15 protein-coding genes are annotated in these 19,896 nt (G+C 40.9%); 11 read left to right on the top strand and 4 right to left on the bottom strand.

The window, feature by feature from the left end; genetic code table 11:
* Positions 1-31 precede the first annotated feature (31 nt).
* Both ENH88_RS08625 and ENH88_RS08630 read right to left on the bottom strand, forming a co-directional pair.
* On the bottom strand, positions 32-2,608 hold the full coding sequence (locus tag ENH88_RS08625; RefSeq protein WP_304181667.1) for a TonB-dependent receptor plug domain-containing protein: 2,577 nt from the start codon (positions 2,606-2,608) through the stop codon (positions 32-34).
* Between the two features lie 299 nt (positions 2,609-2,907).
* Positions 2,908-3,090 carry an oxidoreductase-like domain-containing protein gene (locus ENH88_RS08630; RefSeq protein ID WP_304181669.1) on the bottom strand — a complete coding sequence of 61 codons (183 nt, stop codon included), beginning with the start codon at positions 3,088-3,090 and terminating at the stop codon, positions 2,908-2,910.
* A gap of 153 nt (positions 3,091-3,243) precedes the next feature.
* On the opposite strand from ENH88_RS08630, the gene ENH88_RS08635 reads away from it, so the two are divergent.
* Together ENH88_RS08635 and ENH88_RS08640 are read left to right on the top strand one after the other, a co-directional pair.
* Positions 3,244-3,693 carry a hypothetical protein gene (locus tag ENH88_RS08635; RefSeq protein WP_304181671.1) on the top strand — a complete coding sequence of 150 codons (450 nt, stop codon included), beginning with the start codon at positions 3,244-3,246 and terminating at the stop codon, positions 3,691-3,693.
* Positions 3,694-3,787: 94 nt separating this feature from the next.
* Positions 3,788-5,146 carry a leucyl aminopeptidase family protein gene (locus tag ENH88_RS08640; RefSeq protein WP_304181672.1) on the top strand — a complete coding sequence of 453 codons (1,359 nt, stop codon included), beginning with the start codon at positions 3,788-3,790 and terminating at the stop codon, positions 5,144-5,146.
* Between the two features lie 38 nt (positions 5,147-5,184).
* On the opposite strand, the gene ENH88_RS08645 is transcribed toward ENH88_RS08640, so the two are convergent.
* Together ENH88_RS08645 and ENH88_RS08650 are read right to left on the bottom strand one after the other, a co-directional pair.
* Positions 5,185-5,571, bottom strand: coding sequence for a VOC family protein (locus ENH88_RS08645; protein WP_304181673.1), 387 nt, complete (start codon positions 5,569-5,571; stop codon positions 5,185-5,187).
* A 63-nt stretch (positions 5,572-5,634) separates the two neighbouring features.
* On the bottom strand, positions 5,635-6,711 hold the full coding sequence (locus ENH88_RS08650; protein WP_304181675.1) for a ketoacyl-ACP synthase III: 1,077 nt from the start codon (positions 6,709-6,711) through the stop codon (positions 5,635-5,637).
* 153 nt (positions 6,712-6,864) lie between these two features.
* Between ENH88_RS08650 and ENH88_RS08655 the strand changes: the two genes are divergently transcribed.
* From ENH88_RS08655 to ENH88_RS08695, 9 genes are all read left to right on the top strand, one after another.
* Positions 6,865-8,175, top strand: a complete 1,311-nt coding sequence (locus ENH88_RS08655; protein ID WP_304181677.1) for a metal-dependent hydrolase family protein — start codon at positions 6,865-6,867, stop codon at positions 8,173-8,175.
* Between the two features lie 8 nt (positions 8,176-8,183).
* On the top strand, positions 8,184-8,588 hold the full coding sequence (locus tag ENH88_RS08660) for a DUF4440 domain-containing protein (RefSeq protein ID WP_304181679.1): 405 nt from the start codon (positions 8,184-8,186) through the stop codon (positions 8,586-8,588).
* Between the two features lie 41 nt (positions 8,589-8,629).
* A complete protein-coding gene (locus ENH88_RS08665) occupies positions 8,630-9,871 on the top strand; it encodes an ATP-binding protein (RefSeq protein ID WP_304181693.1) in 1,242 nt (413 codons plus the stop codon).
* Positions 9,868-10,398 (top strand): response regulator transcription factor, encoded by a 531-nt coding sequence (locus ENH88_RS08670; RefSeq protein ID WP_304181681.1) that lies wholly within the window; start codon positions 9,868-9,870, stop codon positions 10,396-10,398. Before ENH88_RS08665 ends, ENH88_RS08670 begins: the two co-directional genes overlap by 4 nt.
* Positions 10,399-10,663: 265 nt before the next feature.
* On the top strand, positions 10,664-11,068 hold the full coding sequence (locus tag ENH88_RS08675) for a DUF1761 domain-containing protein (RefSeq protein ID WP_304181683.1): 405 nt from the start codon (positions 10,664-10,666) through the stop codon (positions 11,066-11,068).
* A 43-nt stretch (positions 11,069-11,111) separates the two neighbouring features.
* Complete coding sequence (locus ENH88_RS08680; protein WP_304181685.1) at positions 11,112-11,363, top strand: hypothetical protein; 252 nt, start codon at positions 11,112-11,114, stop codon at positions 11,361-11,363.
* 241 nt (positions 11,364-11,604) lie between these two features.
* Positions 11,605-11,949 (top strand): hypothetical protein, encoded by a 345-nt coding sequence (locus ENH88_RS08685; RefSeq protein WP_304181687.1) that lies wholly within the window; start codon positions 11,605-11,607, stop codon positions 11,947-11,949.
* Between the two features lie 19 nt (positions 11,950-11,968).
* On the top strand, positions 11,969-19,075 hold the full coding sequence (locus ENH88_RS08690; protein WP_304181689.1) for an FG-GAP-like repeat-containing protein: 7,107 nt from the start codon (positions 11,969-11,971) through the stop codon (positions 19,073-19,075).
* Positions 19,062-19,589 carry a hypothetical protein gene (locus ENH88_RS08695; RefSeq protein WP_304181691.1) on the top strand — a complete coding sequence of 176 codons (528 nt, stop codon included), beginning with the start codon at positions 19,062-19,064 and terminating at the stop codon, positions 19,587-19,589. Before ENH88_RS08690 ends, ENH88_RS08695 begins: the two co-directional genes overlap by 14 nt.
* Positions 19,590-19,896: the final 307 nt, after the last annotated feature.

A 19,896-nucleotide genomic window follows, 5' to 3' on the forward strand; every position in this document is an offset into this window, starting at 1 on the left:
TTTCGCCTATCTTTTTATTGCTTAGCTACGCTTAAAAAGTATACGTTGCTTTGGCATAATAGAAACCACCATTAATACCGTATGGTGATGTTTCATAGTATTTACCACCCCAGTTATTGTTAGGAGCAACGGTAAAATCAAGTTTTTCTGCTTCTTGGTCGAGCAAGTTTTGTGCGCCGACTGAGAAACTAATCGAATCATTCAAAAAGTAAGTTATTTCAGCGTCAAGCGTAATTGCTGCATCTGCTGTTTTTGCTGTTTCGTCATAATCTACATGCACACCTTGGTATTCACCAAAATAATTTGCACGAGTAAACATTGAGAAATTTTCCCATTGTTGTGACCAGCTAAGCGTACCACGATGATTTGGTAAGTCGTTCTCTAAACGGCTTACTTTAAACGCCCCAGTAATATCAGTTGAACGGGTAACCTCCGTTTCATTCCAGTTGTACGCTAAACTAAATGTTGAGCTACCGCCGAGTAAATCTGTGGCATAGTTTGCGACAAAGTCTACACCTTGAGTGGTGGTATCAAAGTCATTAGTAAAGAAGCTTACTTGCGCTAAGCTTTGCACGTTTGGTACACCTGCGGCTTCAAGCGTATCTTTATCAGCTTGGCTCAGCTCGATTTTTTCAGATTGGCTAATACGATCATCAACTTGAATATTATAGTAATCAATGGTTAGGAATACTTCACCTATGGTGTATACCGCGCCAAAGGTATAGCTTTGCGACTCTTCAGGCTCAAGCTCTGTACCGCCTAACTGTACCGCAATTGGATTGGTTGGTGGTAACAAGGCTGAATCAACTAATACACCACTGCTTAGGTTTGTTTGTACGTTACTGACGTTGGCTTGGCCAACAGTAGGTGCGCGGAAACCGGAACTGATTGAACCACGAATGTTTAAATCATCGGTTAAATGGTATTGAGCCATCAATTTATAATTAACAGTAGAGCCAAAGGTATCGTAGTCTTCGTAGCGTAGTGCTAAGCCCATTAAAAATTCTTCAGTGAACGGAGCTTCAATATCCACATACGCAGCGTAGTTGCGACGCGTGTATTCACCAGCGTCCGAGGGTTTAAAGCCTGGGAAACCATTTGAACCAATACCAAAGCCTTGCTCAGTAAGCGGGCCTGCAATGAAGGATGCTTCATCACCAGAAGTAACTGTAAAGGTTTCTTCATGCCATTCAAGGCCACCGGCTATGTTTACATCGTATGCAAGTCCAAAATCAAAACCTTTTGATAAATCAAAGTTAAAGTTTTTCTCTAACTGTGAGTATTTACCAGGGCTAAAGTCACGCGGGCTATCTGGGCCTAGTGAGGCATTGATGGTGTCATAAATAAAGTAACGAGATTCATTGAAGCCTACGGTACCACTTAAATCGTAGTAGGCGCCTTCTAACATACCGCCAGTAAATTCACCTTTTGTACCCATAGTCAATGAAGTATCGGTAATGTTACCACCAAAGTTAGGGGTGAAGCCGCCTGGCAGAATTTCGTTGAAAGCAAAACAATCTGGGTTATTAGCAACTTGGCTAATGTAGTCAGGATTATCGAGTACGTTGTCATCAATCATGATGTTGGTAGGGCAGTTGCCGCTCATATCGCCGGTTAAATCACCAACTAATAATGTTTCACCGCCATCATTTGAGTATGCACCTGGGCGAGTATGTGGATTACGATAGTAAAAACCACCGCGTACATCACGCTCTGAATAGTTACCAAACATATAAAAATCGGAGTTGTTAGTCAGCTCAAGGCCGACATTAGCAAAAATAGAGATATCGTCATCAACTTCTGGTGCGCCCCATACTTGTGTAATCGGGGCAATGTCTGGGACACCGGCTGCGATAAGGGCCGTAGCATCGGCACGTTGCACAGAGCGGCTAGTGGCATCAGCAGTTTTGTATTGGAAACTTAAGTTAGCAAAGCCGCTGTCAGTAAAAGGCAGGCCAACATTACCGGAAATTTGTGTAGTATCACCGTCGCCTTCATAATATTGGCCGTGGCGTACTTCAAATGTCCCGCCTTCGGAGGCATCTTTTAATACAAAGTTCATTACACCTGCAATCGCATCTGAGCCGTATTGTGCGGCTGCGCCATCACGTAATACTTCAACTTGCTTTAGGGCAATGCTTGGGATCACAGAAATATCTGCACCCTGTGCGCCATCGTTTATGCCGCCACCTAAAAAGGCAATAACAGAGGCTCGATGACGACGTTTACCATTGAGTAATATCAATGTACTGTCAGAAGGTAAGCCACGTAAGTTAGCTGGACGAACCAAAGATGCCGCATCACTAATAGGCATTGAATGCACGTTTAATGATGGAATTGCGCCTTTTAATAACTCCAGCATATCAGTATTACCTGATTTACCAAGTTCTTCACCACCGATGATATCGATAGGTACCGGTGAATCACCAATAGAGCGTGGTGCAGAGCGTGTACCCACTACGGCAATTTTTTCTACATTTTTATTTACTTTAGTGACTTCAGCTTGCTCATCTGCAGCTAAGGCAGTTCCTGAAATAAATAAGCCTGCGGTGGTTGTCGTTAATGCAAGTTTAACTGCATGATTTAATAAGTTATTTTTAAATTTCATTCTAATTTCCCCAGTTAGAATTATTGTAATTTCGTAACTATATGATTTTTATCAAGCCACATAGTCTATTAAACTTATACAGTTTGTTAAATAATTGTGCAAGGTGTTAAATAGTTTGGTTTTTTTTGCATTTTCTATAGAGGAAACTCGGGGTTTGCTTACCTATATGAAAAATAATGATATTTTTAAGGGGAGGATTAGAAATAAAGTAATAAATGTAATTTTTATTACAAAAAAAATAATAATTTTGTAAATGTAAATTTTTAGACTGGATACTGTTCAGTAAAGTTCAATGGTAATTATAGATGATCGCTTTGTTCAGGGTTTTGTTGTCGCCACGCTTTCAACGCTTCTCGGTATTCATCCCAAACACATGGGCAACAACTGCCACCACCGCAGCACTGATCAGCAGCCGGTCTGGGTGGTTTTGTGTCGTAAGCTCGGTTTGGTCTATCGGCTGTGTTTTGCGGTATTTTATTCATTATTTACAGATTTAATAGCATGGGCTGTTTATTGGCCCGTGATTATACTTAATCATGGTTTTTTTACTAGCTGAAGAATAGTGCGGATCTGTTAATCGGTGATTGTATTAAATTATGCTTTGTGAAGTGTTAAGGCTATGTGAGAATAGCGTTATGCGACTATATAAAGTTATTCATCGTGCCCCAATTCGAGTGGCAAAAATTAGTACCAAACGCCAACAATTGCGTTTCAAGCGCGCTATGGTGGCACTTAAAATAGCATTGGCGCAAGAAAAGCAAGAAACCAAAGAAATGCTCACTATTTATCGTCGCTACAGCCAAGGTGAGGTTAGTAAAGAGGACCTGCAAAAAGCCAATGCGCAGTTTATTGATATCCTCAAAGGGCTAGGGTTAGGTGTATTTGCCGTTTTACCGTTTGCGCCGCTGACAATTCCCTTAGTCGTGAAGCTTGGTCAATGGGTGGGCGTGGATGTATTACCAAGTTCATTCAACATCAATAAACCACTTAAAGAAATTGATCAGTTAATTGATGAAGAGCAACAACAAAAACCCGCCCATGAAAAAGCCGCAAAGCAAAGTGTAAAACCAAGCGTAAAAAAATAGTGTCATATACTAAAAAGGATAGCCTCTGCGCTATACCTTTTACGCTGGGTTATTGATATGCTTGATCATCCTATTATTTTAAACGAGTCATTTAATGAGTGCATTAATTCGTCATAGTTCTGCTGGTATTCCGCTGTCTTTTGTTGTTAAAAATGACTTAGCTGTGTGGCAACAGCAGCAAACTACTTTTTTACAAAACTGGTTAAATAGCTGTGATTTTGCCACGCAAGGTATGGCACTGGTGGTTGATCCACAAACAGGTGTGCTAAGTCAGGTGTATTGTTTAGTTAATAGCCTTGACGATTTTTGGTTAGCTGGGGACTTAGCGAGCAAGTTGCCTGCTGGTCTGTACCAAGTGCAAGAGTGCGAACAACAATTAGAACAGATTGCACTAGGCTTTATGTTAGGCGGTTATGAGTTTAGTGAATATAAAGCCAAAGGCGCTGCTAAAGCGCAATTGGCGATAGCCGATGCGGCACTTTTTGCACGCCTTGATCAGCAAGCAAGCGCTATCAACCTTGTCCGAGATTTAGTTAATACTCCTGCGGCAGACATGATGCCACAGCATTTATCACAAGTGATGGCTGATCTTGCACATACCTACGATGGTCGTTTCAGTGAGTGGGTGGGTGATGAGCTACTTGAGCAAAACTACCCGACGATTCATATGGTGGGTCGTGCCAGTGAAAACAAACCACGTTTATTAGACTTACGCTGGGGCGCAGAGGATGCACCGCTTATTACCTTAGTGGGTAAAGGGGTGTGCTTTGACTCTGGTGGCTTAGATCTAAAACCAAGCTCTGGCATGCGCAACATGAAAAAAGACATGGGCGGCGCCGCCCATGTAATTGGTTTAGCACAGCTGATCATGGCTGCAAAGTTACCTATTCGTTTACGTGTGTTGGTACCTGCGGTTGAAAATGCGGTATCACGCAATGCATTTCGCCCAGGCGATGTGATTAAAACACGTAAAGGTATTATGGTTGAAATTGATAACACCGATGCTGAAGGGCGCCTAGTATTATGTGATGCACTGACTGAGGCGCAAAATGATGATCCGCAATTACTGATTGATTTTGCTACTTTAACCGGTGCCTGTCGTATTGCGTTAGGGACTGAATTACCAGGGTTTTTCTCAACTAATCGTGATGTTGCGAATGGCATTATTGACGCGGGTATGGCTGTAACCGATCCTGTCTGGCAGTTACCACTCTTTGAACAATACAAAAGCTTGTTAAAAAGTGATGTGGCAGATATGGCTAACTGTGCCAGCACCCCGTTTGGTGGTGCGATCACCGCGGCTTTATATTTAAAAGAGTTTGTAGAGCCAACCACACCATGGGTACACTTTGATGTAATGGCATGGAATTTACGTCCATTACCTGGTCGCCCTGTGGGCGGTGAAGCACTGGGTATTCGTGCGGTGTTTAATTACTTAGAAAACCGTTTTTAATGTTTGAATGCAACTATGACCGCTTGAGCTTTATGGGGCTATGCCTCATAAAGCTCAAGCGGTAAGCCATCAGGATCGGCAAAAAAGGTGAACACTTTACCTGTGTATTGATCAACTCGGATCGCTTCCACCGCCACACCTTGGCTTTGCAAATAAATTTTGCTTTGCTCAACACTCGCCACTTTAAATGCTAAATGCCGTAATCCCTGTGCTTCTGGGTAACTTGGTCGCGGTGGCGCATTCTCAAATGAAAACAACTCTATTTGGCTGCCATCAGGCAAGGCTAAATCTAACTTGTAAGAGTGACGATCTGCACGAAAGTGCTCGGCAATAATCGGTAACTTTAATATCTGATGATAAAAGTGTTTTGAGCGAGAGTAATCGCTGCAAATAATTGCAGCGTGATGAATTGCGAGTAATTGCATAGATCAGTACCGTTGAGCAGAGGCATATTTCGATACGCCGCTGCTTAATTAATAAAATTATGATTACAGATCGGTGCCTTTACAGGCAGCTATCGCTGGGGCTACTAATTCTAAACCAGTTTTATTACACGGTGGCAGCGTTGCATCACTGATATTGATTGGTGTGACACGCTCGCCCCATTTTATGTAACTGGCAGCCCAGGTTAATCCGGCACCAAAAGCTGCAGACATAATATTGGCATGCGGTTTAATTAATCCTTGCTCAACGGCCTCACATAATGCAATCGCAATGGTTGCTGCCGATGTATTACCGTATTCGCCAATGTTAACCATTACTTTTTCATCCGGCACTTTTAAGCGCTGTTGGATGGCTTGAATGATACGTAAATTTGCTTGGTGCGGCACAAGTACATCGATATCATCGAGGCTTAAATTGGCGTGTGTAAGCACATCATCACAGGCTTCGCTCATGCCTTTTACTGCGCGTTTAAAGATTTCGCGTCCTTCAAACAATAAATCAGATGGCCCAATAGGCACATATTTATCTAAGTCACTGCCAAAGTTGGTGATGTGTAAAATATCACGGTCTTCGCTATCACAGCCTGTTTTTGTAGCCAGTAAACCCGCTGGCGTGTCGGCTGCTTGAAGTACCACGGCACCGGCGCCATCACCAAATAATACTGCACTGTCGCGGCGATCCCAGTTTACATACCAGGTCATACGTTCAGCAGCAATTACCACGGCTTTTTTGATCATACCGGCTTGAATTTGTGCTGTCGCTGCTTGCAAAGCATATAAAAATCCAGAGCAGGCCGCATTGGTATCCATGGCGGCTGCACCGACCGCACCAATATTTTTTTGTACCAACGAAGCCGTGTTTGCCACCATAGTAGAGGGTGTACATGTTGCCAATAATACTAAATCTAGGTCTTTAGCATCAATGCCAGCACAGGCGATTGCATGTTTAGCTGCCACAGTTGCCAGCTCTGCAGTACCTACATGGCTTACTCTGCGGGCTTTGATGCCAGTGCGGGATGTGATCCATTCATCATTGGTATCAACTAATTGGCTGATTTCGTCATTGCTAATACGCGCAGGTGGGATACATTTACCCCAACCCGTAATGTGTGCGTAAGTCATAGTGTGCTCTCTTTAAGTGGTCAGACATGTGTCATCTATGTTTGATTTATACCAAAAATCCACTTCTAAGACTAGTTTATCGCTGAGTTTATGTCGTAAATAGTGGTAATCAAACGTAATTTAGGCTAATGGTAGTAGAAAAAAGAGGTAAACATGAAACAAAAATTAATCACTATCTTAGCTTGTCTTGGCGCTGTGGTTTGCTCCGCGTCGAGCTTTGCCACACAAACGCAGGTTATTTACGCCGGTTCAATGTTAGCTGGAGCTGAACAAACGCTGGAAGAACAACAAACTATAGTTATAGAAGATGCTATAATCACCCGTATTGAAAAAGGCTATATCAGCATCGGCGAACTTAAATTGCCTGATGCCACAATCATTGACTTAAAAGATCAGTTTGTTATGCCTGGCCTAATTGATATGCACGTGCATGTTACTTTTGAACGCGATGCAAACACTAACCCTCATCAATGGCTTACAGAATATGAAGCTGATTATGCACTGCGATCGATTAAATACCTGCAACGTACATTAGATGCCGGTTTCACTTCAGTGCGTGATTTAGGCAGCAGCTATAAAGTGATCTTCCCGCTGCAAAGGGCTGTTGAACGCGGTGACATTAACGGACCACGGATATTTGCTGCCGGGGATACCATTACGCCAACGGGCGGACACGCTGATCTGCACGGTTACCGTAAAGATATTAGTGATGTGATAAGTGGCGGGTTAGGGGTGTGTGATGGCGCCGATGATTGCCGCCGCGCGGTACGTGAAGTTATAAAATCAGGTGCGGATGTAATTAAAATCACCGCAACGGGTGGGGTGTTAAGTAATACTGCCGCAGGTGTTAGTCAGCAGTTTACAGATCAAGAGCTGGAGGCAATTGTTGCTACGGCACATAATTTGGGGCGCAGTGTCACAGCGCATGCACATGGCAGCGCAGGTGTTAAAGCAGCCTTGCGAGCAGGTGTTGACTCAATCGAGCATGGCTCTTACTTAGACCAACAGACCATCAAGCTGTTTAAAAAGCATAACGCATACTTAGTACCGACATTACTTGCTGGGCAAACGGTGAGCCAAGAAGTGTTAAGTAACCCGAATATGCCAACAGCAATTGCCGATAAGGTACGCACTGTTGTACCACAAGTAGCAGCGTCATTTAAGTTGGCATTAAAAAACAACATTAACATTGCTTTTGGCACTGACTCAGGCGTGTCGCGTCACGGCAATAACGCCGATGAATTTTTATGGTTAGTAAAATATGGCATGCCACAAAAGCAAGCTATTAGGTCGGCAACGATTGATGCCGCTCGGCTACTTGGTCAACAAGATAAGCTAGGGCAGTTGAGTGTTGGTAAACAAGCAGATATCATCAGTGTCAATGGCTCCCCGCTTGATGATATAAGTACATTGAAAAATGTACAGTTTGTGATGAAAGCAGGGCACGTATATAAACAATTGTAGGAACTACTATGGGCAGCAAAATCAAGGCGTCATTGTTTAATCATTTGATTGATGCTGAGCGGCAATTATTAGATCCAGAGATCCGTCAATCTGAGCAGGCACTTGATACCTTACTTGATGATGACTTTATTGAAATTGCAGCTAATGGCACTGTGTTTAATAAATACCAAGTATTAACGCGGCTGCCTACTGAAGTGGTGCCGCAGTTTTATAATCAGCACTTTAAAGGCCGCATGCTCAGTGATGATATCGCCCAATTAAGCTACCAAGCTGCGTATCGGCGCTCTGCGCGGGCAGAATTTAATTATTCATTACGCATGTCGCTTTGGCGCTTAAGCGACGGCCAGTGGAAAATGGTGTTTCATCAAGGAACGCCGTGCGCCGTATTTAGTATTTCCATGGATGATGATTAGTTTAACTTTCTTTAATTAGGCATTTATGTATGGCGTTTTTAATGCGCACAGATCCGGCCATCAGCCGTTTATTGATGTTACGCAGTGGCGCAATTGCTATTCAACTTATCGCGGTCATTGCCGTTTATTTTCTATTAGAGCATCAGATCCCATTATTGCCCTTATTGGTCGTGATCGCGCTCGAAGCGGTATTTCAAATTTTAAGCGTGATTGCTTATCGCAATGTCAGTAAAGCAAAAGAACTCGGTATGTTGATGCAACTTACTGCCGATGTGCTTTTTTTATCGGTGTTGTTATCGCTGAGTGGCGGGGCAACGAACGCTTTTGTATCATTATTGTTGTTACCTATTATGATCGCAGCAGTGAGCGTAAGCGCCAGAGGTTTGGCCTATATTGCCTTACTGGCGATAGCCGCATACAGCATTTTGTTATTTAAAATGCCACAGCACAGCATGCACCATATGCAAATGACCAGTCATTTTGTCGGCATGTGGGTGAATTTTGTGATCAGCGCCAGCGTTATTGCATTGGTTATTGGCACTATGAACCGTGCTCTGCATTCGCGAGAGCGCACCATTGCAACTGTGCGAGAAAAACAACTACGAGCAGAGCAGCTAGTCACGCTTGATGGTGCTGCGGCACAAATTACCCATCAATTAGCCAGTCCAATCGCCAATTTACAATTATTGTATGAAGAGTTTCTTGAAGAGCAGCCCGATAATGAGATTGTCAAGGACATGCAGCAGCCCTTGTTGCAATGCGCGCAGCAGTTAAAACAGTTTCGTACCCTGTCATCTGAACTACGTACACAAACGCTTGCAGCGACTATCTCGTTAAGTGCATTAGCTCAACAAATTAGCGATACCATGCTATTACAATACCCTGATCAACAGCTTAATTGGCTAAATGCAGCACCCGCGAGCTCAGTTACTAATGATGCTATGTTAGTGCCAGCGATCTTAAACTTATTACAAAATGCCGCGTTTGCCAATCAACAGGCCGAGCAACAAACACTGGAATTGAACTGGCAACAGACTCCCGATAACCCTAAAACAGTGAGTCTCGTTATACGTGATTTTGGTAAAGGATTTAGCGCAGTGCAATTGGCAGAGTTAGGGGGTCAGTTAATGCCCAGTGAAACGGGGATGGGGCTGGCGGTCATGCTTTCTAATGTAACGTTTGAACGTCTACAGGGCTCGTTAATATTATTTAATCACCCACAAGGTGGTGCGGTTGCTAAAGTGCAATTAACCATTGCTGAGCCACAAGTTGAGCCAGCATGAAACTATTAATTATTGAAGATGATATTAATCTTGCCAATACCTTAGCGCGGCGCTTAAGCAAACACGGTTTTGCATGTCAGCTGGCACATAATAAACTAGAGGCTATTAGTGTAGCTAAAAATTACGCACCAACACATATTCTGTTAGATATGAAATTAGCTGACGATAACGGTTTAGCACTGATCGCACCACTGAGAGCCTTACTAACCGACGCACATATTGTATTGTTAACAGGCTTTGCTAGTATTGCCACGGCTGTAGAAGCTATGCGCCTTGGTGCAAATGATTATTTAACAAAACCGGTCGATATGCTCACGTTATTACGATCATTAACAGGCACTGGTGAGCCAATTGATGAGTTAGTTACAGCTGATATTGCCACTATGTCGCCAGAACGCCTAGAGTGGGAACATATTCAGCAAGTGCTGCATACCAATCAAGGCAATATTTCAGCCACTGCTCGGCAACTTAATATGCATCGGCGGACTTTACAGCGCAAACTGCAAAAAAAACCAGTGCAGCAGTAAATCCTAGCGTAATAGGGAGAGTTATTACGGGGTTTGATAATCCCCAGCAAATGAATTATTGCTTTTTACTCAACAAAATTAGTCCGGCAAACTTACTAATACAGTTGTTTTTAGCTACTTTAAGCGACGTTCAGCTTACTTTAATGCGTTTATATTTGGGCACCAGCAGCGCATTCTAGGTAGTTTTGCTGTTTAGATAGTTGCTGCAATGGCGTTCATTAACTACAGTGAAATTATCGATGTATTTTTTGCATAAGTAGTCGTTATGGATTTATCACAACTAGATTTTGTAGCGGTATTTTTAGCTGCCATGTCTTCTTTTATGTTAGGAGGCATTTGGTATTCACCCTGGTTGTTTCAACGAGCCTGGTTAGAAGGCTGTGGCTTAACGGAGCTGGATTTAAAAGCAACAAATCCAAAGTGGGTATTTGGCGGCGGTTTTGTTTTATCGTTATTTATCGCTTTTGGTTTATCAATGTTTTTAGGACCACATCCACATTTAGGGGTTGCAGTCGGTGTTGGTTTTGCTATTGGCGTATGTTGGGTCAGTAGCGCCTTAGGAATGAGTTATATTTATGAACAACGGCCACTTAAGCTATTTTTGATCAATAGCGGTTACCATATCTTGCAGTTTACCTTAATGGGCTTAATTTTGGGTCTGTGGCCATAAGCTGTTAATCTATTCGCGTGTTTGTAGTAAAAGTAACAAAATAATGGCAAAACCGCATAAAAAAGGCCCCAGCAAAACCATCGATATTTTTTGTAGCCAATGTAAAGCCCCCTTATTTAAATACCGTAAAGGCGGCAAAGGTGCGCTGGTTAAATGTTTTATCGAACGCATCAGTCAAGATTTCACCACAACCCCTTGTATATGCCCGCAATGCGCACGCCCCTTCGCTCGAGAAGCAATCATCCGCGGCGCCCCCGCGTATAAAATGATCGGCGGCAAAGTGACGTTTAAGTAGTTATTTCATTCGATATTTCATTCATGTTTTATTCATTTAATCATCTTTTCGGCTGATTGTACCGATATATAGTTTACGTATAATTGTTACTAGGACGTAACAGTCATTAAATTAAAGGATTAAAATGAAGCCTGCCTCTGTCTTTCTAAGGTATCAAGATTATTCGTTTTATCATTTAAAAACCACTGCATTTAGTTAAAAACAAATTATAAATTAAACAATACTTAATTAAGGTTAAATTATGAATAAAATAAAATTTCTTACTTTACTTTTAGCTTTTTCAGGAACTGTAAATGCTAGTTGTAATAAATATGCTTGTGAAGGAGTTTCAAATGTTGTTTTTAGTTCTGTGGTTGCAACTACGGATGAAGTTAAAATCAAGTTTCATGAGGGTACTGATGCAACTTTGTCATGTAGTTTAGATAATGATAATGCCGCGCTTTTGAATAGCCAAAGTGCAAACTACCGTAATATGCAATCTATGTTATTAACAGCGATTGCTGCTAACTTACCGATTGCTCTTAAATTTGATAATACATCGCCTATTTGTGAAGTTGAGTCTATTGAAGTTAAAGTTGTTGAATAATAATAAAAAGTGAAACAGCATGTATAATAAAAAAGGATTATGGACCCTCTTTTTAGGTCTAGTTAGTTGGAGTGGGATCGCTAGTTCAGTTACGCCAACTAACAATATTTGGCAAGATAGCAATGGTGATCTTTATTATCAACAACCTGTCAAGCAAGTTACAACCATCGATGAAGCGCCTGTTAGCATTCGGCTTTTTGAATCAATGCCTTATGTACGAATTATAGAAACTGCTGAAGGCTATCAGCTTGTTCCTATGTCTAAATCAGAGTTTATGAAACTAAGTAATGAATTAGATGTGGTTGGTAAACGCTTAAGAAGTGACTTTGATGGCGATGGTATTCCAGATATTTTAATCCAGACTAATCTCGGTCATGAGCTGTTGGTTTCTAATAAAACAGTTAAGCCTTTTAAAATTGGTATCGACATTAGAAGTTTTGGCAATGAAATCGAAGTTCGGGATGTAAACTACGACTTTAGAGCTGATATAGTTAATAAAGATACTCAAGAAGTGTATTATGCTCAAGCCGCAGGCTTAACGCATGCGATTAATACGAATGATTATGTAGGCACAATTGCGGCTGAAAGTAACGTAACACCAAGTGGTGAATTTACTTATAACATTCCAATTACACTCGGAGAAGCAACAGGAGGTCTTAAGCCTAGTGTGTCTTTAAGTTACTCTTCGACCCCCAGAAATGGCCATGTAGGAGTTGGTTTTAATATCGGTGGCTTAAGTGCTATTAGCCGCTGCGAAAAAAATATGGAAACTGATGGGGTTGCTAGTTCGGTAAATTTAGATCAAAACGATATGTTTTGCTTTGATGGTCAGCGTCTTATTTTAAAAGCTGGACAAACATATGGTGCTAACAATACAGAATATCGTACGCGACAAAATAATGGCCAAAAAATAGTAGCGCATACAACCAATACTTCAACAGGCCCCTATGCATTTACTGTCTATGACACTCAGGGTAATAAATATACTTACGGGAAATATAGCTCGGCACAAGATGCATTAATAAAAGCAACGAATGGCAGAGGCTTTGCGTGGGCTTTAAAGCGCGTTGAAGATGCGTCTGGAAATTATTATAGCTATAACTACGGTAACGTAAGTGGAAGTTTAGAGTATTATCCAGTTTCAATTAAGTATTCAGGACATGGAAATACTACTCTCAATGAAATACGTTTTAATTGGCAAACTCGAGCAGATACAAGCAGTATAACTTATTTAAAAGGTAATAAAATTACGTTAACTAAACGTCTTCAAACCGTTGAATCGTATTATTCTGGTAATTTGATACGTCGATATAATTTGACCTATGGCGATATTGGCACAGGCGTTACTCAAAGTATATTGCAAAAAGTGCAAGCCTGTTCTAGCGATAATAAATGCCTTTCACCTACTATATTTAATTGGACAAATAGAGGTGGCGTGAAGCTTGGGCGTGATATTGGCACTGATTATTCTAGAAATAGTCGTTACAAAGCGCATCAATTTTTAGACTTTAATGGCGACGGACTCACAGACATTGCTTACGTGAGAAACGACCGTGGTAGCTCAACTGATTATCTTTATTTAATACCAAATACAGGGAGTGGTTTTGGTACGGAAAAACGCTTTAATAACTTAGCAAGCAAATCATTTAGAAAAACCTGGAAAGTCATTGATTACGACAAAGACGGTAAAGATGATATTCTGTATATGCCATCAGGCTCAAGTTATTGGCGAGTTTTAAAACATACCTCAGCGATGAATTTTTCGTTTACTGATTTAACCGCAATAAGTAAACCAAGTAATGATAATAATACCCGCTTTATGGATATTGATGCTGATGGATATCCTGAGTTACTTCACTTTGTAGGAAATAAATTATCTTACCAGAAAGGCACTAAAACGGGTTTAGCAAGTGGAGCGGCAAAGGCGATTAAATTTAATCTATCTGCTCCTGCTGATTCTAGTGCAACTATGTTGGCATATGATAAGGAAGATAATACATTTCAGGCAATGGATTTTAACGGTGATGGCCGCGCCGATTTTTTAGCAAAAGTACAGCTGTCAACTTATATTGAAGAACCCCCTTGCAGAAATAGATTTGATTGTGATGTAAATCCAAGATCTGCTCCTTTAGCATCAAATCAACAAATAAGTCAGTCTAGCTTAGCAACAGAGAACCAGATTGAAGAGCTTCATAACAATGGTGATTTGGATGCTAATTATGCCTTAATTCCAGTGAATAGTAGCCAATTAAATCCAGTTAATATGTTAGCCTCTGTGGATATTCCACAACAGGCTATGCTCAATGAAGTTCAAAAGACTGAAGGATTAGTTACAACTCAGGGAGTTTCAAGGACTACATATTGGAAAGTATTAATCTCAAAAGGAAACGATACATTTGATGAGTTTTTAACTGTTGGCAGTACCGCAGGAATAAAAGACATTCAAGTTGCTGAGTTGAATGGAGATGGGTTGGCGGATATTCTATATCGCGATAACAATAATAAATGGTACGCACGTATTAATAATGGCAATGGTTTTAATAGCGCTATTTATCTGTTTACTTATGATAAGCCAAGTTTAAAAACTGTTGATATTAACGGTGATGGCGTGCAAGAGATCTATCGTGAGAATTATGGAGACTATTTCCATTTTTATAATGGTAGTGGTTTCACATCAAGAAAATTAACAGATAACCGTTCAGATTATAACTTTTCTACCTACATGGATGTCACCGGAGATGGTACACCCGATAAGCTTGTTTTTTCTGGAAGGATGGGGCTTTATCAAAATTCAGATGCAGCAGCCACGTTAATAACCTCGGTTACGGATGGTTTTGGTGCCAAAACTCATGTCACTTATTCTACGTTAAATAACCGTAATGTGTATGTTCCACATAATGATGCAAGAAGTAAAAATTGGGGGAATGGTCGTGTTACCGATGTTAAATCGGGAGCGAGAGTGGTTAGTTTACTGCGCAAAGGGGGCGACCAAATTACTTACAAATATCACGGTGCAAAGGTGCAGGTTGGCCGTGGTATGTTGGGCTTTAGACAAATAGAAATCGAAAGTAATAATACAGGTACTAAAGTTATAACAACCTATCGCCAAGATGGTGATTATCGAGGTAGTGCCGAGCGAGTTCAGTCCTATGTACGTTATGGTGATGATACTAGCTCTGGCGGTGGTTCTGACGATGGCGGTGGAAATCCCCCTGGTGATCCATGCGAAATTATACCTGAGGTATGCAACTGCAAGTGGGGAGATAGAGCATGCGAAATTCCTAGAACAGTACCCATTGCAGATGCTGAACAATTTACAATGGCATCAGGTAGCAAGCAAATGTCGTCGGTAAATAACTTTTCAGCTTCGGATTTGGCAAAGGTTGCAACACTATCTACGGCCACTGTAAACAGTAATATTTGGCGATTAAAGTCAGAGATAAAAACTACGTATAATCGTAAGCAAGAAACTGCTTTTAAAACTGCAAATGCAACTGTCCCTTACTTAGTTTTTCCAAACCGCACAGAAACGCGTAGTTATAATACGGATGATAGTAACCAAACTGTTATCGCCACGAAAATTAAAACATTGGCTATTGATAATTTTGGTAACCCAATCACTGAAGCAAGTACCGTCGATAGCCGTAATGGTTATGCACATAGCAGCTCAACCAATACATACAGTTATAGTGTTTACGGTGGGCGATTAACTAGAAAAGCAGAAAGCAAACGTTATTTAAATCGTTTATCTGGCAGTAATAAAGGTAATTATACTAACGCCCATATAAGTACCTTTGTTTATGATGGCTTAGGCAGGTTGACGAAATCGATAGCAGACAATGGCGTGACCAAAACATACACCTTAAATAGTTATGGTTTGATCAGTAAAGAAACCGTCAGTAAAGCAGGTTTACCAACTAAAACTTTACATACTTATTATGATAGTACCTATCGACACGTTACTGGAGAAGAAAACACCTTAGGACATCGTAGCACGATTGGTTATGACGGCTATGGGCGCAAAAGCTATACACAAACAGCAAATGGTCAACGTACTTATTATACATATAACAAGCTTGGTCGTTTAACGGGAGAGATATCGACACCCGCAAACAATAGCAGTACATCAGGTAGTCAAGCACTGAGCAACAGTAAAACTAAATATTGGTGTAAAAGCACGTCACATTGCCCTTCAAATTCGGTTTATTATGAAGAAACTATCAGCGAAGGATCGCCTGCGAGTCGAAGTTACTTTGATGTACTAGGGCGCCCCTTGCGTGAGGGGAGTATCGTGCTTAATGGAAACTATGTGTATGTTGATTACAAATACGATAGTAAAGGGCGTAAAATTCAGGAGTCAATGCCATTCTTTGCAAATGCTACCCCGACTTGGAATACTTACCAGTATGATAAACAAAATCGCGTTGTATCAGTTACCAAATCCGATGGTTCTGTATGGGATACACAATACAATGGTGAAGAGGTTACCACCATTAATCCCTCAGGGCACAAAAATACACAGCTGAAAAATGCGATGGGATTACTGGTTAAAGTGATCGACGCTAATGGTAAATCAGCCACTTACCAATACGATGAAAATGGTAAATCGCGTATATTAGCGGGCCCTAAAGGTAACCAAATTAAAGTTACGTTTGATAAATATGGCAATAAAACGCAGGTAATTGATCCCGATAAAGGGACTGTTAACTACAGCTACAATGCGTATCACCAGCTTAGTCAAGAAAGCGATAGTAACGGAAATTTAATAACGTATAAATATGACACGTTAGGTCGTGTTATTGAAAGTGTGCGAAAGCGTAACAACAAACTTGAGCATCACACTGTCACTACGTACGACAGTGGTAGTTATGCTAAAGGCATGGTGTATACTACCAGTGACAAAGTAAGTGGGTTTACTGAACGCTTTTATTATGATGCATTTGGTCGCAACCGTGAAAAACACACTATTATTGATGGTGATACCTATAAAGAGCTTTGGGCTTTCAATAATAATGGTCAACTATTAACTGAAACAGACGCAACCGGAAAATCGGTTTCGTATATTTATAATAGTTACAAGCACCTAACCTCTGTAAAAGATAACCAAACCAATGCAACGGTTTGGCAAGCAAAAGCAGCGGATGCGTTTGGTAATATCACCAAAGAACAACTCGGAAGTAGGATTACCCGTAACAAAGTGTTTGATGCTCATACTGGTTTATTAACCAGCATGGTTTCAACGGGCAGCGGTACACTGCAAAACTTACGCTACGACTGGAGCAACCTAGGTAACTTAAATTATCGCCAAGACTTAGTAGTAAATAAAAAAGAGACCTTTGGTTACGACAGCCTAAACCGTGTAACAAGTAGCCGTATTTCAGGTGGCGCAAGTACCGATATTCGCTATAACGAGTTGGGTAATATCACCTATAAAACAGGGGTGGGTACTTATTATTATCAAAGTAGTCGCCCACATGCTGTGACACAAGTTACAGGGTCTCGCCCTAATAATTACCAGTATGATGCTGCTGGTAATATGGTTAAAGATAATGACCGTGAGCTGGTATATAACTCATTCCATAAACCGACTTACATCAAAAAAGACGATTATTGGGTTGAGTTTGCCTACTCGGGGGCAGGTAAACGTTACAAACGTTCAGAGTTTGGTGGCGAAAAAGGTAGTTTAATCCCTATCCTAAACGGTGATATCACAGTATTTATCCCGTTAGCTCAAGAAACTCGCTACGTAGGTAATGTTGAGTTTATTCGCTACGGAGGGCAAAGTGCGTGGGTGAGTAAACGCTATATTGCTGGCAAAGTATTAGTGACGACGGTGAATAGTCAAGCCACAACACGTTACATGTTAGATGATCACTTAGGTTCAACACATGTAATTGCTGATGCCAATGGTAAGCTTGAACAAACCATGAGCTTTGATGTGTTTGGTGCACGGCGTGATGCGAAAACATGGGCGAGAGATTTCAGCGACCAAGCTAAATTTACCAGTAAAATAACGTTACGTGGTTTTACTGGGCATGAACAAATGGATGAGGTAGGCCTAGTTCATATGGGTGGGCGAATTTACGACCCTATACTCGGGCGCTTCTTACAAGCAGATCCCATGGTGCAAGCACCAGAGAACATTCAAAACTTAAACCGTTACTCGTATGTAGTGAATAACCCGCTGAACAAAACCGATCCAAGTGGGTATATTTTCGCGACTATAGCCATATGGGCGTTAAACGCTATGGTTTCCCAACAAGTTGTAGTAGGAGTTGCAGCCACTGTATTGAAGGGGATGTTAGCAGCATATTCTTATTATGGATACGCCAAGTTAGCAGTCGGAATAGCTAAAGCAATAGACGGTGGTGGGACAGCAATGGCTAATTTTGCAGGTGGCTTTGCTAAGGGCTTCGCGCAAGGGCAAGCGGTTACTTGTATGTTGAATATGGCTGCGGGCGGCGGTTGTGTTGATGGGCTGGAAGCTAAAAAGCAACAAGCTAAAACGCAGGGAAATACTAAAACGGATGGGGGAAATGAAACACCTTCAGTTAGCGTTAAAATTGAATTTGGTTTCGATGGGGGCTTAAAAAGTAATGATGTCGATCTTCAGAACTTTGAGACTAAGTCTCAAACAATTAACGTTGATGGCGAAGGCTTCAATTATAATACACTTGGCCCAAAAGGGTTCGATACCCAAGTAAAAAGAAGTCTAACTTCAATAGCTAAAACAGACGCTGGTAAGAAAATGCTTAAAAGCATTACAAAAGGAGGACAGTCTTTACTCATACAGTTTGGGCCAAATAATGGTGCAGGGATTGCTGATGGCTATGATGCTGGGATTGTTTTCAATCCAAAAAAACGAAACAGTATTCATACTAATAAAGGTACTGTGAATGATTCTCCAAACTTTGCATTAGCTCATGAGGTATTCCATGTTTGGGGACCTATGACCCGAGGCTACTTTGGAGGAAATGATCGAATCAAGATAGGTGACCCTGTCAGAGGTCTTGGTGCTATGGAAACCTACGCTGTCAGATATACTAACAGAATAAGGTTGCAATCAGGTGCGAATTACCAACGCACACATTACCTAGAAAAAGGAACGTTATATGCGATACCTTAAATTGTTATTTATAATTAGTATTTCACTGATAACTGCTTGCTCCAAGTTTGACAATAATTCGTATGAATATAAAGAACTATGTACTTTTGACGAGAAAATATTCGACAGCTTAGAAGGAGAGGTTAGGGAGAGTATTAGTAAACCTTCGGAATTAAATAATTTTTTGTTGGTCCGACAGATGCATCCGGATACTAATAGTTATAGTGTTACACTCTTTGAAAATGAGATGTCAAAAGGAACGGTTTATTATATAGACAATGAGAAAAATAAAGTGTTTAGCTTACTATCACCTAACTATGTTAATAATATTTTTCTAGCCTCGAAATCATTAGAAGAGTTTAATGTTTCACGTTATTTTACAACTGAAAATATATTTGGTTTTTCTTGTTACTCTATCGAAGTTAATAAAAACTCTAATTACAAGAGTTATGACTTCGTAGGTATGACTAGGAATTCTGCTTTATATGAGTTTGTTAATAAAATAGAAAGAGCTGCGGCTCTCGCTTATTACTGATAGGAATACTGATGTGTAGTAAACAGTAAACGGGGTCACGGCACTATCGGGGTCCACTATCGGGGTCAGGTCTTGTTTTTTGCCACTAATTACATAAAGACAAAAAGAAAGACCTGACCCTATTCACTTTTACATATTCACACCAATCGACGTCATTACTGGATGCATAGTCATATTTAAAGTGAGTTTAAAAAGTAACAACACTTGGTTTTTTGAATAAAAAGATCAAGAAAACACAACTGCCTGCTTGACCAGAACTTTCTAATGGGTGACCCCGTTTACTGTTTACTACACATCAGTATTCCTA

It is taken from the genome of Pseudoalteromonas prydzensis (assembly GCF_011050055.1).
In the GTDB taxonomy this organism is placed as follows: Bacteria; Pseudomonadota; Gammaproteobacteria; order Enterobacterales; family Alteromonadaceae; genus Pseudoalteromonas; species Pseudoalteromonas prydzensis_A.

Excerpts from the sequence above, each read along its gene's own strand:
- ENH88_RS08625 (WP_304181667.1), bottom strand. The coding sequence starts at position 2,608 with ATGAAATTTAAAAATAACTTATTAAATCATGCAGTTAAACTTGCATTA.
- ENH88_RS08630 (WP_304181669.1), bottom strand. The coding sequence starts at position 3,090 with ATGAATAAAATACCGCAAAACACAGCCGATAGACCAAACCGAGCTTAC.
- ENH88_RS08635 (WP_304181671.1), top strand. The coding sequence starts at position 3,244 with ATGCGACTATATAAAGTTATTCATCGTGCCCCAATTCGAGTGGCAAAA.
- ENH88_RS08640 (WP_304181672.1), top strand. The coding sequence starts at position 3,788 with ATGAGTGCATTAATTCGTCATAGTTCTGCTGGTATTCCGCTGTCTTTT.
- ENH88_RS08645 (WP_304181673.1), bottom strand. The coding sequence starts at position 5,571 with ATGCAATTACTCGCAATTCATCACGCTGCAATTATTTGCAGCGATTAC.
- ENH88_RS08650 (WP_304181675.1), bottom strand. The coding sequence starts at position 6,711 with ATGACTTACGCACACATTACGGGTTGGGGTAAATGTATCCCACCTGCG.
- ENH88_RS08655 (WP_304181677.1), top strand. The coding sequence starts at position 6,865 with ATGAAACAAAAATTAATCACTATCTTAGCTTGTCTTGGCGCTGTGGTT.
- ENH88_RS08660 (WP_304181679.1), top strand. The coding sequence starts at position 8,184 with ATGGGCAGCAAAATCAAGGCGTCATTGTTTAATCATTTGATTGATGCT.
- ENH88_RS08665 (WP_304181693.1), top strand. The coding sequence starts at position 8,630 with ATGCGCACAGATCCGGCCATCAGCCGTTTATTGATGTTACGCAGTGGC.
- ENH88_RS08670 (WP_304181681.1), top strand. The coding sequence starts at position 9,868 with ATGAAACTATTAATTATTGAAGATGATATTAATCTTGCCAATACCTTA.
- ENH88_RS08675 (WP_304181683.1), top strand. The coding sequence starts at position 10,664 with ATGGATTTATCACAACTAGATTTTGTAGCGGTATTTTTAGCTGCCATG.
- ENH88_RS08680 (WP_304181685.1), top strand. The coding sequence starts at position 11,112 with ATGGCAAAACCGCATAAAAAAGGCCCCAGCAAAACCATCGATATTTTT.
- ENH88_RS08685 (WP_304181687.1), top strand. The coding sequence starts at position 11,605 with ATGAATAAAATAAAATTTCTTACTTTACTTTTAGCTTTTTCAGGAACT.
- ENH88_RS08690 (WP_304181689.1), top strand. The coding sequence starts at position 11,969 with ATGTATAATAAAAAAGGATTATGGACCCTCTTTTTAGGTCTAGTTAGT.
- ENH88_RS08695 (WP_304181691.1), top strand. The coding sequence starts at position 19,062 with ATGCGATACCTTAAATTGTTATTTATAATTAGTATTTCACTGATAACT.